General features: G+C 66.7%; 10 protein-coding genes. 6 read left to right on the forward strand and 4 right to left on the reverse strand.

Annotation, left to right across the window (positions count from 1 at the left end):
* Positions 1 to 128: 128 nt before the first annotated feature.
* Genes V6R86_RS06620 through V6R86_RS06630 form a run of 3 tightly spaced genes read left to right on the forward strand, consistent with a single transcriptional unit; the run spans position 129 to position 6,726 of the window.
* Positions 129 to 2,306 carry an autotransporter assembly complex protein TamA gene (locus V6R86_RS06620; protein ID WP_338503046.1) on the forward strand — a complete coding sequence of 726 codons (2,178 nt, stop codon included), beginning with the start codon at positions 129 to 131 and terminating at the stop codon, positions 2,304 to 2,306.
* Positions 2,306 to 6,544, forward strand: a complete 4,239-nt coding sequence (locus V6R86_RS06625) for a translocation/assembly module TamB domain-containing protein (protein ID WP_338503048.1) — start codon at positions 2,306 to 2,308, stop codon at positions 6,542 to 6,544. Before V6R86_RS06620 ends, V6R86_RS06625 begins: the two co-directional genes overlap by 1 nt.
* Complete coding sequence (locus tag V6R86_RS06630) at positions 6,544 to 6,726, forward strand: hypothetical protein (RefSeq protein ID WP_338503051.1); 183 nt, start codon at positions 6,544 to 6,546, stop codon at positions 6,724 to 6,726. The genes V6R86_RS06625 and V6R86_RS06630 overlap by 1 nt, the downstream gene beginning before the upstream one ends.
* On the opposite strand, the gene V6R86_RS06635 is transcribed toward V6R86_RS06630, so the two are convergent.
* Together V6R86_RS06635 and V6R86_RS06640 are read right to left on the reverse strand one after the other, a co-directional pair.
* Positions 6,727 to 7,554: a 23S rRNA (adenine(2030)-N(6))-methyltransferase RlmJ gene (locus tag V6R86_RS06635; RefSeq protein WP_338503054.1), complete on the reverse strand. Its 828-nt coding sequence runs from the start codon at positions 7,552 to 7,554 to the stop codon at positions 6,727 to 6,729.
* Between the two features lie 35 nt (positions 7,555 to 7,589).
* The gene (locus tag V6R86_RS06640; protein ID WP_338505434.1) at positions 7,590 to 8,138 is read right to left on the reverse strand and encodes a pseudouridine synthase; all 549 of its coding nucleotides are present in this window, start codon (positions 8,136 to 8,138) and stop codon (positions 7,590 to 7,592) included.
* Positions 8,139 to 8,262: 124 nt separating this feature from the next.
* On the opposite strand from V6R86_RS06640, the gene V6R86_RS06645 reads away from it, so the two are divergent.
* On the forward strand, positions 8,263 to 9,000 hold the full coding sequence (locus tag V6R86_RS06645) for a sulfite exporter TauE/SafE family protein (RefSeq protein ID WP_338503057.1): 738 nt from the start codon (positions 8,263 to 8,265) through the stop codon (positions 8,998 to 9,000).
* Here V6R86_RS06645 and V6R86_RS06650 read toward each other — a convergent pair.
* Both V6R86_RS06650 and V6R86_RS06655 read right to left on the reverse strand, forming a co-directional pair.
* A complete protein-coding gene (locus tag V6R86_RS06650) occupies positions 8,997 to 10,331 on the reverse strand; it encodes a sigma-54 dependent transcriptional regulator (RefSeq protein WP_338503059.1) in 1,335 nt (444 codons plus the stop codon). The two genes, V6R86_RS06645 and V6R86_RS06650, sit on opposite strands and share 4 nt — an antisense overlap.
* Positions 10,328 to 12,013 (reverse strand): sensor histidine kinase, encoded by a 1,686-nt coding sequence (locus V6R86_RS06655; protein WP_338503061.1) that lies wholly within the window; start codon positions 12,011 to 12,013, stop codon positions 10,328 to 10,330. Before V6R86_RS06655 ends, V6R86_RS06650 begins: the two co-directional genes overlap by 4 nt.
* Before the next feature lie 181 nt (positions 12,014 to 12,194).
* Here V6R86_RS06655 and dctA point away from each other — a divergent pair, with 181 nt between their 5' ends.
* Both dctA and V6R86_RS06665 read left to right on the forward strand, forming a co-directional pair.
* The gene (gene dctA, locus V6R86_RS06660) at positions 12,195 to 13,544 is read left to right on the forward strand and encodes a C4-dicarboxylate transporter DctA (RefSeq protein WP_338505436.1); all 1,350 of its coding nucleotides are present in this window, start codon (positions 12,195 to 12,197) and stop codon (positions 13,542 to 13,544) included.
* Between the two features lie 29 nt (positions 13,545 to 13,573).
* Positions 13,574 to 16,162, forward strand: coding sequence for a TonB-dependent receptor (locus V6R86_RS06665; RefSeq protein ID WP_338503063.1), 2,589 nt, complete (start codon positions 13,574 to 13,576; stop codon positions 16,160 to 16,162).
* Positions 16,163 to 16,282 lie beyond the last annotated feature (120 nt).

Here is a 16,282-nt window from a genome sequence, read left to right on the forward strand (position 1 = left end):
TGGCACCAGCGGTGCGCCATGTGGCCGATCGGCGACACTGCCGTTCAATCGGGCGCTAGCCCGGCAGGGGGTGACACGATCGTTCCTCTGGCGCATTGGCAACGTGGAGCAACCGGGAACGCCTTCTTTTGCGACGTTATTTTCTGATTTCCTACCGAACGGCCCTGCTGGCCGGCAGCGCCACTTTGTTTCTCTTCGCTTCGCCGGTCGCCGCGCAGGTGAAGCGCCCGGAGCCGACGCGCCCGGTCTGCGCGCCCGAGCCGCCCACCGTCGCACCGGCTCCGCCAGCGGGCGCGAACCTGCCCGAGGTCGATCCGATCATTTGCCAGGAAGAACTGGCCAAGGAAGTCCCGCCGCTCGGGGCCGACGACCCGGCGCTCAGCGGTCCGCTGGAAAGTGTCGCCGAGTTCGAGGCGCGGCTTCGGGCGCAGGAAGCGGCCGGGCTGGGTGTCGCGCCGACCGCCGATCCCGAGCTGTCCCAGCCGCTGCCGCCCTTGAGCCAGTTCGACGTCCGCGAAGTCGAGCTCGCGCAGCCCGAGCCGACCGAGGCGGCGCCCGAGCTTCGCTATGCGGTGCGGATCGACGGTCTCGCCGAGGCCGATGCGCTGACCGACGTCGACATGCAGGGCGAGTTCGACAGACTGTCGGCACTCGACGAAGGCGACGGCAAGGCGGCGAACGAGGCGATGCTGTCGGCGCGGTTGACAGAGGACAGCAAGCTGCTTCAGCGGATCCTTCAGGCCGAAGGCTGGTACGACGGCGCGGTGCAGACCAGTATCGAGCGGGCGCCGAGCGAAACCGGCGGGCAGGTCACCGCCGTGCTGCAGGTGTCGCCCGGCACGCGCTACACCATCGGCACCATCGCGGTTGAGGCCGATTCGCCGACCCCGCCGGACCTCATCACCAGCAATCTTGCGCTCAAGGTCGGCGAGCCGATCGTCGCGCAGCGCATCCAGGGTGCCGAGGCCAATCTCGCCATTGTCCTTCCGCAGGAAGGCTATCCCTTCGCCACCGTCGGGCAGCGAGACGTGCTGCTCGATCCCGACACCCATCTTGGCGATTACACGCTGCCGATCACGCTTGGCCCGCGGGCGCGATTCGGCGGGTTCCGGACGACGGGCGACTTGGCGTTCGGGGCGAGCCATGTGAAGACCTTGTCGCGGTTCAAGGCCGGTGAGCTTTACGACAGCCGCGATGTCGACGACCTGCGCGAGGCATTGGTCGCCACCGGACTGTTCACCACCGTCGCGGTCGAGCCCGAGCGCAGCGGGCAGCGCAATCCCGACGGGACCGAGACGGTGACCATGCTGGTGACGCAGGATGCCGGCCCGCCGCGCACGCTGGCGGCGAGCGCGGGTTATGGCACGGGGCAGGGGTTCCGGGTCGAGGGCAGTTGGACCCACCGCAACCTGTTCCCGCCCGAGGGCGCGTTGATAGCCAGCGCGGTGGCGGGCACGCAGGAGCTCGGCGCGAGCGCGATCTTCCGCCGGTCCAACGCGGGCAAGCGCGACCGTACCTTGCAGGCGGGGATCGAGGCGCGGCGGAGCGACTATGACGCGTTCGAAGCGCTGACCGGGCGGATTTTCGGGCGGTTGAGCTACGACAGCACGCCGATCTGGCGGAAGACCTTTACCTGGGGGATCGGCGCCGAAATTCTCGGTACGATCGAAAAGGATTATAATTTCGCGCTGGGCCGCCGCGACGACCGCAAGTTCCTGATCGGCGCGCTGACCGGGCAGGTCGGCTTCGACAAGACCGACAGCCTGCTCGACCCGACCAAGGGGTTCCGGGCGCAGATCCTGGTGCAGCCCGAAGGCGCGCTGAGCGATGGCTTCCGTCCGTATGTGCGCAGCCAGCTCGACGGTAGCGCCTATCATCCGGTCGGAGACAGCATCGTGATCGCGGGCCGCGCCCGGGCGGGCACCACGCTCGGGATCGATCGCTTCCAGCTGGCACCGTCGCGGCGAACTTACGCTGGCGGCGGCGGGTCGGTGCGCGGCTTTGCGTATCAGCAGCTCGGACCCAAGGACCCGGACGGGCGGCCGCTTGGCGGGCTGAGTCTGGTCGAGGCGGCGGGCGAAGTACGCTATCGCTTCGGCGACTTCGGCGTGGTCGGCTTTGTCGACATGGGCCAGGTCTATGAAGACCGGGTGCCGACCTTCAAGGACCTGCGCACCGGCGTCGGGATCGGCGCGCGCTACTATACCAGCTTCGGGCCGCTGCGGGTCGATGTCGCGACGCCGCTTGGCCGGCGTGCGGGCGAGAGCCGGTTCAACGTCTACATCTCGATCGGCCAGGCCTTCTGATGAGCGAGACCGCCGCCACCGCCGACGGGCTGACCGAAGAGACGGTCGTCATCCGCCGCCACCGCAACTGGCCGCTGACCATCGCCAAGGTGCTGCTGGGCATCGTCGTTGCGCTGGCCCTGCTGGTGCTGGCGCTGTTCGCCTTTATCAACACCGACCCCGGGCGCCGCTTCGCTGCTGACCGGATCGAGGCGCTCGAATTCGCCAACGGGATGAAGATCGGGGTGGGGCGGATCGACGGTTCGCTGACCGGCGCGTCGACCATTCACGACTTCACGCTGTCCGATCCGAAAGGTGTGTTCTTTCAGGCACCGCTGGTGCGGCTCGACTGGCGGCCGCTCGATTATCTCAACAACCGGGTCGATATTCGCAGCCTGATCGCGCCGACCGCCACGCTGGCGCGCCTGCCCGAGTTCAAGGCTTCTCCGCCGAGCGACGGGCCGCTGCTGCCCGACCTCGACATCGACATTGGGCGGCTGAAAGTCGACCGCTTGATCATCGGCCCGTCGGTGACCGGTGAAGAGCGGGTCGGGTCGATCGACGGCCGGGTCCGAATTGCCGACCGCCGCGCGCAGGTCACGCTGCAGGCGGCGGTGATCGGCGGCGAGGGCCGCGCCGGTGGCGACCGGCTGGCGCTCAACCTCGATGCCGTGCCCGACGACAACAAGCTGACGCTCGACGCCTTTGTCAGCGCGCCGGCGGGCGGGGTGCTGGCGACGATGTCCGGGCTGACTGCGCCGGTCCGCGCGCGAGTGCAGGGCAGCGGCGACTGGAAGAAGTGGGACGGGCGGTTGCTCGCCGACATGGACAATCAGCCCTTCGCTCGGCTGGTGCTGAGCGCGCGCGACGGGACGTTCGGGGTGCGCGGGCCGACGCGGGTGGCGCGGCTGGTCGAGGGGCCGACGGCGGCGCTGCTGGGGCCGATCACCAATGTCGCGGTGCAATCGACCTGGGCCAATCGCCGTGCGGACTTGAACGGCCGCTTCTCGAGCGATGCCTTTACGCTCGTCGCCAACGGCGTCGCCGACCTCGGCCGCGACCGGTTCGAGGAGATGAAGCTCAATTTCGGCCTGCTGAAGCCGCAGGTGCTGGCGCCCAACTTTGCCGGGCGCGACCTTCGCGCCGCGCTGACGCTGAACGGGGCGCTCAGGCGGCCCACGGTCGATTACCGCATCAATGCGGCGACGCTGGCCTTCAACGACATGGGCCTGCAGGCCTTCGATGCGCAAGGGCAGGCGCGGTTCGACAAGAACCAGATGATCGTCCCCATCGCCGCCACCGCGCGGGCGATCACCGGGCTCGACGTCGCGGCCGGGGGCGCGATCACCAACGTCCGGCTCGATGGCGATCTGGCGGTCGACTGGCCGCGGATCGTGTCGGACAATCTGCGCATCCGTTCGAACCGGATCGACGCCAAGGCCATCGTCCTCGCCGACGTCGCCAAGGGCCTCTATACCGGCGCGATCGACGGCCGGGTCAACGATTACCGGATCGACAGCGTCGGCATCTTCAACATCGTCACCAACGCCGATGTGAAGACGGTACCGAGCGGCGGCTTCGCGCTGGTCGGGCGGGTTCGCGCGCAATCAACGCGGCTGTTCAATGACGGCGTGCGTAGCTTCCTCGGCGGCAATGTCGTGACATCGAGCGATGTCGCTTACGGCACCGACGGTTTTATCCGTTTCTCGCGGCTACGGCTGAATGCGCCGCTGTTGCGCGTGACCGACGGGCGGGGGAGTTATTCGCCCGACGGCCGGATCGAGCTGCGCGCTCAGGGCGTGTCGCAGCAATATGGGCCGGTTGGCGTCCAAGTGGCCGGCACCGTCAGCAACCCGCGTGCGATCGTCACTGCGGCCAATCCCGGCTTCGGGATCGGCATCGCCGGCCTCACCGCCGACATCCGCAGCACCGGCAACGCCTACGCCATCCTTGCGCGCGGGCGGAGCGATTACGGCGATTTTACCGCCGACGTATCGGTCCAAACCGCGGCCGGGCCGCTGACGATCGACATCCGCCGCGCGACGCTGGCAGGGATCAATGTGCAAGGCCGGGTCAGGCAGACACCGGCGGGGCCATTCGCCGGGCAGCTCAATGCGCAAGGCCAGGGGATCGGCGGGGTCGTGCGGTTGGCGGCGGCCGGGCGGTATCAGCAGGCGATCATTAACCTCCGCGCGCGCAATGCGCTGCTGCCCGAGCCGGCGGGCATCGCGGTCGGCGCGGCGATCGTCGATGCGCGCGTCATCCTTTACGACCAGCCCGAGATCGTCGCCGACGCGCAGATCGCCGACGCGCGCTTCGGGTCGACCAACATCGCGGCGCTGCGCACGATCATCAATTATCGTGGTGGGCAGGGCTTTGCCCGCGGTGTCGCCGAGGGAACGTCGGGCGTGCCCTTCCGCATGGCCTTCAACAGCGAACTGACCCCGCAACTGTGGCGCGCGTCGCTCAAGGGCCGGGTCAACGGCATCGACGTCCGCACCGAGAGCCCGGCGCGGATTGTGCCGCGAAACGGCACCTACGAACTGCTGCCGACCCGGCTCGCCTTCGATCGGGGCAGCATGCGGCTGGCCGGCAGCTATGGCCGCGAGCTCAGTCTGCAAAGCCGGATCGATGCGGTCGACATGAGCCTGATCAACGTCTTCGCGCCCGGCCTCGGCATCGGGGGTGCCGCGACGGGAAGTATCGATTTCGTTCAGAGCGGCAACGCCTTCCCGCGCCTCGACGCGAGTCTTGCGATCCGCAATTTCACCCGCACCACCGCGGCGTCGGTCAGCCGCCCTCTCGACGTCAATCTGGTCGCCAGGCTGGCGCCGGGCACCGGTACCCTCAACGCCGTGATGCGGACCCGCGGCACGGTGGTCGGACGGGTTCAGGCCGCGATCCAGCCGCTGGGGTCGGGCAGCTGGACCAGCCGCATCGCCGGCGCGCCGCTGACCGGCGGGATCCGCTACATCGGCCCGGCCGACGCCTTGTTCTCCTTCGCGGGACTTGCCGACCAGAGCCTGTCGGGCTCGCTCGGCGTCGCCGCCGATTTCGGCGGTCGGGTCGATCAGCCGAGCCTCGCCGGCGTGGTACGCGGGCGCAATCTGACCTACGCCAACGCCACCTATGGCACCCGCATTACCGACATGGCCCTGCAAGGCCGCTTCACCGGCGAGCGATTGCAGATCGACCAGCTTACCGGCCGAGCGGGTGGCGGCACGGTGGCCGGAAAGGGCTATGTCAGCCTTGCCGCCGCGAGCGGCTATCCGGCCAATTTCGACCTGTCGCTCGACAATGCGCGGCTGGCCGACAGCGATGCGCTGCGGGTGACGGCGACCGGCAATGTCCGGCTGATCAAGGCCGCCAACCAGTCGCCGGTGCTGAGCGGCACGGTACGACTGCCCGCGACGCGCTATCAGATCGTACGGCAGGGATCGGCCCAGGTGCCCGAGTTGACCGGCGTCCGGTTCAAGCCGCCGAGGGGCCGCCCGCGGGTCACCGGCGATGCCGCGCCGCAATCGGCCGCCGCCAGCTTCGGCGACGTCCGCCTCGACCTCAACATCGTCGCGCCGGGGCAGCTGTTCGTGTCGGGCATGGGTCTCGAAAGCGAATGGCGCGCCGACATGCGGGTGACAGGCACCAGCCAGGCACCGCGGATCACCGGTGACATCAATCTCGTGCGCGGCACCTTGGGCTTCGCCGGCCGCTCGTTCGAGCTTCAGGAAGGCACCGTGCGCTTCATTGGCGGCAGCGCGTCGGACGCGACGGTGACGATGAGCGCGACTGAGACGATCGAGGATGTCGACGTAACGGTGAATGTCGTGGGCTCGGCGCTCGACCCGCGAATTACGTTCAGCAGTTCGCCCGGCCTGCCGCAGGACGAGATCGTGTCGCGCATCCTGTTCGGCAATTCGGTCGGGCAGCTGTCGGCGATCCAGGCGGTGCAACTGGCGGCTTCGCTCAACACGCTGCGCGGGTCGGGCGGGGGCGGGCTCAATCCGCTCGGCAAGCTGCGCCAAGTGGCGGGCATCGACCGGCTGCGCATCCTCGGGCCCGACGATACGCAAGGGCGCGGCACGGCGCTGGCGGCGGGCAAGTATATCGGCGACGACATCTATCTCGAGGTCGTGACCGACGCCCGCGGCTTCACCGCGACCCAGCTTGAAGTGACGCTCAGCCGGAGCCTGTCCATCCTCAGCCAGGCGGGAGGATCGAACAGCACCAACGTCAACGTGCGCTATCGGAAGACCTATTGATGCGCGTCGCGGCGGTGGCGGCGTGCGCGCTGGCGGTCGCGGCGTGCGGGGACCGGCGGAGCTTCGACGAGCGATATAACGACGCAGGAAGCGAGCTCGAGCAGCGCGCGCGCGCGATCGATCAGAATATCGTCAATGAGCTTCCGGCCGAAGAGCCGGCTGAAGGCAACAGGGCTAGTTGATCAGCTCAGCCATTCTGCCGTCAGCGTGCCGCGATGGCCGTCGGGTGCCAGGGCCGTGCGCAGGGCTTCCAGCAGCGGCGGCAGTTCCTGCATGAACGCATAGGGCGGGTTGACGATGAACAGCCCAGCTCCGTTGTAGATGCCGGGCTGGTCGGCATCGTAGAGCCAATGTTCGATGGTCAGCAGCTTCGGCAGGCCGATGCGGCGCAGCTGCTGCTTCCATCGCTGGTGCGTCTCGCGATCCTTCAGCGGATACCAGACGACGGTGACGCCGTGCGACCATTTGCGATGGGCGGCGGCGAGGGTGGCAGTGATCCGCTCGCGCTCATCGGTCTTCTCGTAAGGCGGGTCGACCACCACTACCCCGCGCGGCGTCTTGGTCGGCAGCATCGCCAGCCATAGCTCGTAGGCGTCGCGCCCGTGCACGGCGGCGGGCGTCCCGCGCATCGCCCGGCGAAGGGCGGCGATGTCTTCGGGATGTTTCTCGTTGACGATCAGCACGTCCTGCGGCCGCAACAGCTGCGCCAGCACGTGCGGCGAGCCCGGATAGAGATGCCCGTCGGTCCCGCCGTTCGCCGCTCTCACTGCTGTACGATAATCGTCGAGGAGAGGGTTCTTATCGGTCAACGCGCGCACCACGCCGTGCTCCGCCTCGCCGGTCCGCTGCGCCGTGTCGTCCTGGAGATCGTAGAGCCCGCAGCCGGCGTGCGTGTCGATCAGGGTCAGCGCGCCGGGCTTTTGCTGCAAGGCGCGGATCAGCGCGATCAGCAAGCTGTGCTTGACCACGTCGGCGCTGTTTCCAGCATGAAAGGAATGGCGATAGTTCATCGGCGGTTCGCCTATAGCCGGGCGCTCGCCGGCAGCTAGACCGAGATTTCAGTGACGTCGCCGGGCGCGATGCCCTCGAGCGTCCAGTCGCCGACCGACCAGCGCACCAGCCGTAGCGTCGGCAAGCCCACCGCCGCGGTCATTCGCCGCACCTGCCGGTTGCGTCCTTCGCGAATGGTGATGCGCAGCCAGTCGTCGGGAATCGCCTTGCGCACCCGGATCGGCGGGTCACGTGGCCACAGTCGAGGATCGTCGATGCGTTCGACCTCGGCGGGGCGGGTCGGACCATCGTTGAGCTCGACCCCTTGGCGCAGGCGCTCGAGCTGATCGTCCTTGGGGTCGCCTTCGACCTGCACGAGGTAGGTCTTGGGCAGCTTGAACCGCGGGTCGGCGATGCGCGCTTGAAGCCGCCCGTCGTCGCACAGCAAGAGCAAGCCCTCACTATCGCGGTCGAGCCGTCCGGCGGGATAGAAGCCTTTCACCGCGATATAGTCGGACAAGGTCGGCCGGCTGGTCGGCGATCCGCGATCGGTGAATTGCGACAGGACCCCGAAGGGCTTGTTGAACAGGATCAGCCGAGCCACCCGCCGGCCTTTATCGAGGGCGCGCGGGAATGTCTCCTGCACCCAGGCGATGGCCGGGGGGCTTGTGGTGAACGCCCGTTGTGCTCGATACACGACCCCTCTGCTCGCCCTTGCCCGGATGCCCATGAGTGAGATTTGGCTTTGCCTGGCAGGCCTTCTTGCCGGACTGATCAATGCCATCGCGGGTGGTGGCCCGCTGTTGACGCTTGCGGCGCTCACGGCGGTCGGGATCGATCCGCGCACGGCGAATCTCACGTCCACTGTGGCGCTGTGTCCCGGGCAGCTTATCGCAGGTTTCCGCGCCCGCCGCGCACTTGATGCCCTGAACGGCGATGGGACGTCTCGGCAGGTCGTGCCGTTGCTGGCCCTGGTCGGCGGGGCAATTGGCGGACTGCTGCTGCTGTGGACCCCGCCCGCCGGCTTCGCTGCCATCGTGCCCTGGCTGGTGCTGCTCGCCACCGCGCTCTACGCCTGGGGTGGGCATCGCATGGAGGCCAACTCGCGGCCGCGCCTGTCCCGGCCGGTACTGCTCGCCGCGCTGTCGCTGTCGTCAATCTACGGCGGCTATTTCGGCGGTGGGAACAGCTTCGTCGTGCTGGCGCTGCTCGGACTTGCGGGGCTTGGCGACCAGGACGGCGCCAATGCCAAAAACGCCGTGATCGCGTGCATCAATCTTGGCGCGGTGCTGGTGTTCGTGCCGTCGGGCGAGATCGCCTGGCATGCGGCCATCGCGGTGGGGCTTGGCGGAGTGGCGGGGTCATGGGCGGGGTCGCGCCTGTTACCGGCGATCCGCCCGGCCGTGTTGCGGCCCTTCATTATCCTCTGCGGTCTGTTCCTCGCTACCTGGTACTTCGCGACCTAGCGGCGGCGGAAATCGGCGGGCACCAGCCCGTGCCGCGTCATCTTGTCGTACAACGTCTTGCGCGGCAGATCGAGCTTCGCGCGGGCGGCTTCGACATCGCCCCTGGCCTCGCTCAGCACCGACCGGATGTAATCGGCTTCGAACCGTGCCACCGCTTCGCGCAGACCCTCGTCCTGCGCCAGCGCGCCGTCCGACAGGCCGCCGAGACCGAGGACCACCTCGTCCGCAATCGACTGCAATTCGCGAACGTTGCCCGTCCAGCGATGCGCGCGCAGTCGGGCGAGGAAATGCAAGGGGATCTCCGGCACGGCGACCTTGGCGCCCCGCGCCGCTTCGTGGAGGAAGGTCCCGAACAGCATCGTCACGTCCTCGAGCCGTTCGCGCAGTGGGGCGATCTCGACCGTCAGTCCTTTCAGGCGGTGGAACAGGGCCTTGCTGAAGTCGCCTTGCTCGACCGCCGCGGCCAGCGCGGGGTCGGCGGTGGCGATGATCCTCGCTTCGATCTGCTGCGGAAAGGGACTGCCCACCGGTGTCGCCTGGCCGCTGTCGAGGAGGTGCAGGATGGCGGGCTGCAAATCGGGCGGTAGACGCTCGATGCGGTCAAGCACCACCGTCCCGCCGCCGGCGCGGCGCAGCACGCCGGTTCGCGGCAAGGCAGCACCGGGCAGCGCGTCGCTGGCACAGCCGAACAGCTGGACGCCAAGCTCCCGCGTCGAAAGCCCGCCGCAGTCCACCGTGATAAGCGGCTGCTGCGCGCGATTCGACAAGCGGTGAAGAAGCGCGGCGCAGCGGCTTTTTCCGGTGCCGGTTTCCCCGACAAACAGGACAGGGCGGTCGGTGGCGGCAAGCTGGTCGAGCGCGGCCCGGACCCGGGTGATGGATTTGGAGGTGCCGATGAGTTCGGTGCCGTGCCCGTCGCCCGCGCCCTCCTTCAGCGAGCGGTTCTCCAGCACGAGGGCGCGTTTTTCGAGTGCGCGGCGAACGGTTGGCAGAAGCTGGTCGGTGCTGAAGGGTTTGGGCAGGAAATCGTAGGCGCCGCGGCGCATGAGGTCGATCGCGGTCAGCATGTCGCCGTGCCCGGTGATCACCACCACCGGCAGGTCGGGATCGAGATCGTTCAGCCGCGCGAAGAGCGCCGTTCCGTCTAGCCCCGGCATCCTCAAATCGGTGATCACCATGCCCGGGAAATCGCGAGTGATCCGCTTGGCCGCGGCATTGCCGTCGGCAAAGTCGATCACGCGAAACCCGTCGAGCTGGAGCACCTGCACCAGTGAGGCGCGGAGATCATGGTCGTCGTCGACCACGGCCACGAGGTTGCAGTCGATGCTCATCCGGTGCGCTTCAGATCGATGCGAAAGGTCGTTCGATCGATCTCATCGTCCGCCAGCGAGAGGCGCCCGCCGAATTCGGACACGATGTCGCGGCTGATGAGGAGGCCGAGGCCGAGGCCTTCGCTCTTGGTCGAGGTAAAGGGCTGGAACAACTGCGCGCGTACCTCGGGCGAAATGGGCGGCCCGTCGTTGCTGACTTCGAGGCGGATGCAATCGGCATCGGCGAATGTCTCGACCCAGATTCGCGTGCCTTCGCCGCCAGCCTCCAGCGCGTTGCGAACGAGGTTCACCAGCACCTGCTCAAGCCGGACCTGCTCGGCCAGCACAGCAAGATCGGGATCGGGCAACGCGACGTCAAAGGTCGAGTTCGCGCGGCGTAGCGTGTCGCCCAGCAGCAGCGCCACGCCGTCTATCGCGTCGCCCAGTCGGACCGGCTCCAGCTTCCGCTCCGACCGCCGCGAGAAATTGCGCAATTCGCCAGTGATTCGGCCCAGCCGGTGGATGAGGCGCTCGATGTCGCTCATCGCCGTCTTGGCTTCATCGGGATTGCCGGCGTCGATCAGCATCTTGGCGCTGCCCGCCCGCATGCTGATGGCGGCGATCGGCTGGTTGATCTCATGCCCCACCCCGGCAACGACCTGGCCGAGCATGGACAAGCGATTGGCCTGTTCCAGCCGATTTTTGAGATCGTCGACCCGCCGCTGCTCTGCCTCGCGAGCTCGCGCTGCGGCAAGCCGGCGGCGGGCCGAGATGCCGAGGGTCGCAATTGCCAGAACCGCGCCCAAGAGGAGTAGGATCAGAAGCGCGCTGTTGCGGGCCGCGGCGGCCGCCCCCGCGATGGGGGACAATACCGAAAGGCGAAATGGCGGCGCGGCAGGGACGGTTACAGCTAACAATTTTTCCCCGTGCCACCTTCCTGTGGAAGTGACCCTCCCGGCCGCAAAGTCGGGATGCATGGCGAGCGGCAGATCGGTAGTCGTGAACCTCGCCCGCATTGCCTCGCGCCGCCGGGGATCGAGCGAACGCACTGTGCTGAAACGAAGCGCGGGCCTGCTGGTAACGAGAATGAGGCCGTCGGGATCGGTGACGAATGCTTCGCCGATGGTCCGCGCCCATTCCTGCTCCATCCGGTCGAAGCGGATCTTCACCACCAGCACGCCGCTGGCGCCGCCGGGCCCGTCGATCCGCCGCCCGAGGAACAGCCCGGGGATGCGGCTTCGAGTGCCGAGCCCGAACTGGCTCGACGCGCCTTCCGTCATCGCCTGCGAAAAATAGCGGCGGAAGGCATAATTATCGCCGACGAAGCTGTCGGGCTGGCGCCAGTTACTGCTGACCACCGTCGTGCCGCGGCGGTCCATCAGGTAAATGACCGACGTCTCGAGCCTTGCACTGAGTGTCGCCAGCCGCTCGTTCAGCCGCTCAACTGCCCGGGGATCGTTGGTTTCCAGCACCCGGCTGACTTCGGGATCGGCCGAGAGCGTGGTCGCGACCAGTTCGAACATGTCGATCTGGCGGGAGAAATTGGCGGCGGCGAGTGTCGCCACGGTGGTCAGTCGCTGGCGCTCTTCAGCTACCGCGCGATCGACCGCGATGCGCTGGCTGATCCACAGCAATGCGCCGACCGCCGCCAGCAAGGCGATTATCGCCGCGATACGCCTGGTCGTGAACCCCCGGGCCTCCACACCACCATCCTACCGACCGCCATGCGAAGAGCCAGCGTTTGTGCGAAATTTCGCACGCGCCATTTGTGGTTCTAAAAAATAGCAAGCAGGAACAGTGCTTTAGCAAGCCCTTTGTTGCTGTTGCACAGACCTCAGTCAACAATATCCTCGGCATAGACTCGAGGAGGAGTCCGGTATCGCTATTCCACTGCACACGGCCTCGGCACCCGCCGGGCCGAAAGGCCGCCTGATCGGCCAGCTCTACGTCCAGGTGCTGATCGGCATCGCGCTGGGCGTCACCGTTGGTATCGTCTGGCCAAGCTTCGGCGCCCAGCTTGAATGGATCGCCAAGCTCTTCGTCGCGCTGGTCAAGATGATTATCGCGCCGGTCATTTTCCTGACCATCGTTACCGGCATCGGCGCGCTGACTCAGGTTTCCGAGGTCGGCCGCGTCGCGGGCCGCGCGATGACCTATTTCCTCGCGGTGTCCAGCCTTGCGCTGGTTGTCGGCTTGATCGTCGCCAACGTCGTCCAGCCGGGCGCGGGCATGAACGTCGATCCCTCGACGCTCGATGCAAGCGCGGTCGCCGGCTATGCCACGCAAGCCGAGAAATCGACCGTTACGGGCTTCATTCTCGACATCGTGCCGACCACCGTCCTGTCCGCCCTGACCGACGGGTCAGTGCTTCAGGTGCTGCTGGTCGCCATCCTGTTCGGTGTCTCGCTGGCGATGGTGGGCGAGATCGGCAAGCCGATCCTGGCGCTGGCCGAATCGCTGTCGGTCGTGGTGTTCAAGCTGGTCGCTATCGTGATGCGCTCGGCTCCGATCGGGGCTTTTGCGGCGATGGCCTTTACCATCGGCAAATATGGCGTTGGGACCTTGCTTAATCTTGGGCAGTTGGTGGCGACCTTTTACCTGACCTCGGCTTTTTTCGTCGTTGTCATCCTCGGATTGATCGCACGGGCGGCCGGTTTCTCGCTGTTCGGGCTGCTGCGTTATCTGCGCGAAGAGCTGCTCCTGGTGCTGGGCACGTCGTCGTCGGAACCGGCGCTGCCCGGGCTGATGAACAAGATGGAGCGCGCCGGAGTTGCGAAGCCGGTCGTCGGGATCGTGGTCCCGACCGGCTATTCCTTCAACCTTGACGGAACCAATATCTACATGACGCTGGCGGCGCTGTTCATCGCGCAGGCGACCGGCGTCGACCTATCGTGGGGGCAGCAGTTCGCGCTCTTGGGTGTCGCGATGATCAGCTCCAAAGGTGCGGCCGGAGTGACGGGCGCGGGCTTCATCACGCTGGCCGCGACGCTGTCGATCATGCCCAGCGTCCCGGTCGCCGGCATCGCCCTCATCCTCGGCGTCGATCGCTTCATGAGCGAGTGCCGGGCCATCACCAATTTCATCGGCAATGCGGTGGCGACCATCGTCATCGCCCGGTGGGAAGGCGATCTCGACAACGAGCGCCTGCAAGCGGTGCTCAAGCACCCCAGGAAAGCGACCGCAGACGATTGGCCCAGCGAGAAGGAACTCGCTCAGTCCGCGCCGATCGATTGACGTCGGTAACAGTAACAGGGAGGAACACGTTGAACCGCAACCTCATGATCAAGGCGCTTCTCGCAGGCGCCTCCGGGCTGGGCCTCTTCGGCGCCGCTGCCGCATCGGCGCAGACCGCAGCACCGGCGTCTGCTCCCTCGACAGCAGCCACGCCTGCCGCCGAAGAACCCGGAGAGAATGAGGTGATCACCGTGGTCGGGTCGCGCGGCCGCCCGCGCACCGATGTCGAGCGCCCAGTCGCAGTTGACGTGGTCAGCGCCGACGAGCTTGCGAGCACCGGCCAGACCGATCTCGGCCAGCAGGTGCAGTTCACGTCGCCATCGTTCAATTCGTCAAAGTTCGGAATCAACGGCGCGACCAACTTCGCCGACCCGGCCTCGCTGCGCGGTATGTCGCCCGATCAGGTACTGCTGTTGGTCAACGGCAAGCGCCGCCACCAGTTTTCGGCGCTCAATCTCAACGTGTCGCCCGGCCTTGGTACCGTGGTCAGCGATTTGAACGCGTTGCCCAGCATGGCGGTGAAGCGGATCGAAGTGCTGCGCGACGGCGCCGCCGCGCAATATGGGTCGGACGCAATCGCCGGCGTCATTAATCTGACGCTGGCCGACAATGCCGAAGGGACGAGGGCCAATCTCACTTCGGGCATCCACAGCGAAGGCGACGGCTTCACCGTCAAGGCCGGGGTCAATCAGGGCCTGCGTCTCGGCGCCAACGGCTTCATCAATCTGACGCTGGAATATTTCCGCTCGCAGGCGACCAACCGGTCGGACCCGTATGACGGACCGCTTTATCCCACCGCGCCGTCACCCTTTACGGGACCGACCGCCGCATTCCCTTATACCACCGCCAATCCGCGCGTGGATCGCGGCATCTATCCGGCGACCGGCGCTTTCGTGGTCGGCAATTACGGGTCCAATCAAAACCGAACCTACCAAGGCTTCGTCAATTCCGAGCTTCCGCTGTCCGAAACGCTGACGGCCTATGCCTTTGGGGGCTATTCGCGAAAGGACATTCGCGCGTTCGGCTTCTTCCGCGCGCCCGCCACCTTCGCCAATTCAGCCCTCACCATTTTCCCTGACGGCTACATCCCGCGCCTTCCCGGTCGCTCGATCGACTATAGCGCGGTCGCTGGCCTCCGCTTCGATCTCGGACCGTGGAAAGTCGATGGAAGCTACGGCTATGGCCACAATCATCTCGACCAGAATGCGCTGAACACGGTGAATGCGTCGCTCGGCGCGGCCAGCCCGACAAGCTTTTACGTCGGCCGCACCAGTTTTGGGCAGCATGTCGCCGATCTCGTGGTGACCCGCGATTTCGGCATCGCGTTCGGGCTGCAGTCGCTGAACCTTGCGGCGGGCGTCCAATACCGCCGCGACAACTTCAAAGTCGATCGCGGCGATCCTGCCAGTTATGCGATCGGTCCGCTTGCGACGAGCGGCAAGGCGTCGGGATCGAACGGCCGCCCGGGATACGCTCCGCAGGACGAGAACGACCTCAGCCGCAGCAACGTCGGTGCCTTTATCGATGTCGAGGCCGACATCACCGAGGCGCTGCTGCTGACGGGCGCGCTGCGCTATGAAAAGTATAGCGACTTCGGCGGCAACTTGTCGGGCAAACTCGCTGGGCGCCTGAAGCTGAGCGAGATGCTGGGCCTGCGCGCAAGCTATAATCGCGGCTTCCGTGCGCCGTCGCTGGCACAGATCGGCAACCGGGTGAATACGTCCACGGTACAGAACGGCCTGATCCTGCAAACGCAGCAGATCTCGTCTGACGATCCGCGGCTGAAGACGCTCGGTATTCCGGATCCCAAGGCTGAGATCTCGAACAGCTATGCGCTTGGCATGACCGGAGAATTCGGCCGCCTTACGGCCACGCTCGATGCCTTTCAGATCGACATCAAGGATCGCATCGCGATCACCGACGGCATTCTTACCGCCAGTTACCCGGCGGTCGCGGCGCTGTTTCCAGGCGTTCGCGAAATCCGCTTTTTCACCAATCAGATCGACACGCGTACCCGCGGTGCCGATTTGGTCCTCACCTACCGTGCGCCGCTTCCCGGCGATGCGCGGCTCAACCTGACGTTGGCAGGAACCCACGCCAAGACCGAGGTCCGGCGGCAGAAGGCCACGCCGGCCGCGCTCCTGACGGGCGCTTCGGCGACGGTTCGTGCGGCGCCGCTGGTCGGCCTGACCGCGATCGAATTGATCGAAGTCGCGCAGCCGCGGACCAAGGTGCTGGGAAGCGCGGCGGTGGAAGTCGACCGCTTCACGCTGACGACCCGAGTCAGCTATTTCGGCAACGTCAAAGCTTTCTCGACCGGGCTCAGCGCAAACGACTCGAACGTGCGCTGCGACGCCGCCAACCGCTGCGTCCAGACCTTTAGCGGGAAAGCGCTCGTCGACCTGTCGGGCACCTACCAGGTCAACAAGCCGCTGTCGCTGACGGTAGGCGTCAACAACCTCCTCAACACCTATCCCGACAAATGGAACGCGCGCCGCTTCGGTTTTGCCGGAGAAGCCGGTTCCTACTCCAACGGGCAAACCCCCTACACCCGCAACGCGGGTCAGTTCGGCTTCAACGGGACCTATTATTACGCGAGCGCCAACCTCGATTTCTGACGGGTTCCTCGAGGCATGGCCCGCGGATATCCCCGCCGCGGGCCATGCTCGGTCAACGCCGCCGCAAAGGAGCGACGTCCGGCCGATCTACGTTGCGAATTAATGCTCGTCGGAGAGGCG

The sequence above is a fragment of the Sphingomonas kaistensis genome, assembly GCF_036884275.1.
Lineage (GTDB): Bacteria > Pseudomonadota > Alphaproteobacteria > Sphingomonadales > Sphingomonadaceae > Sphingomicrobium > Sphingomicrobium kaistense_A.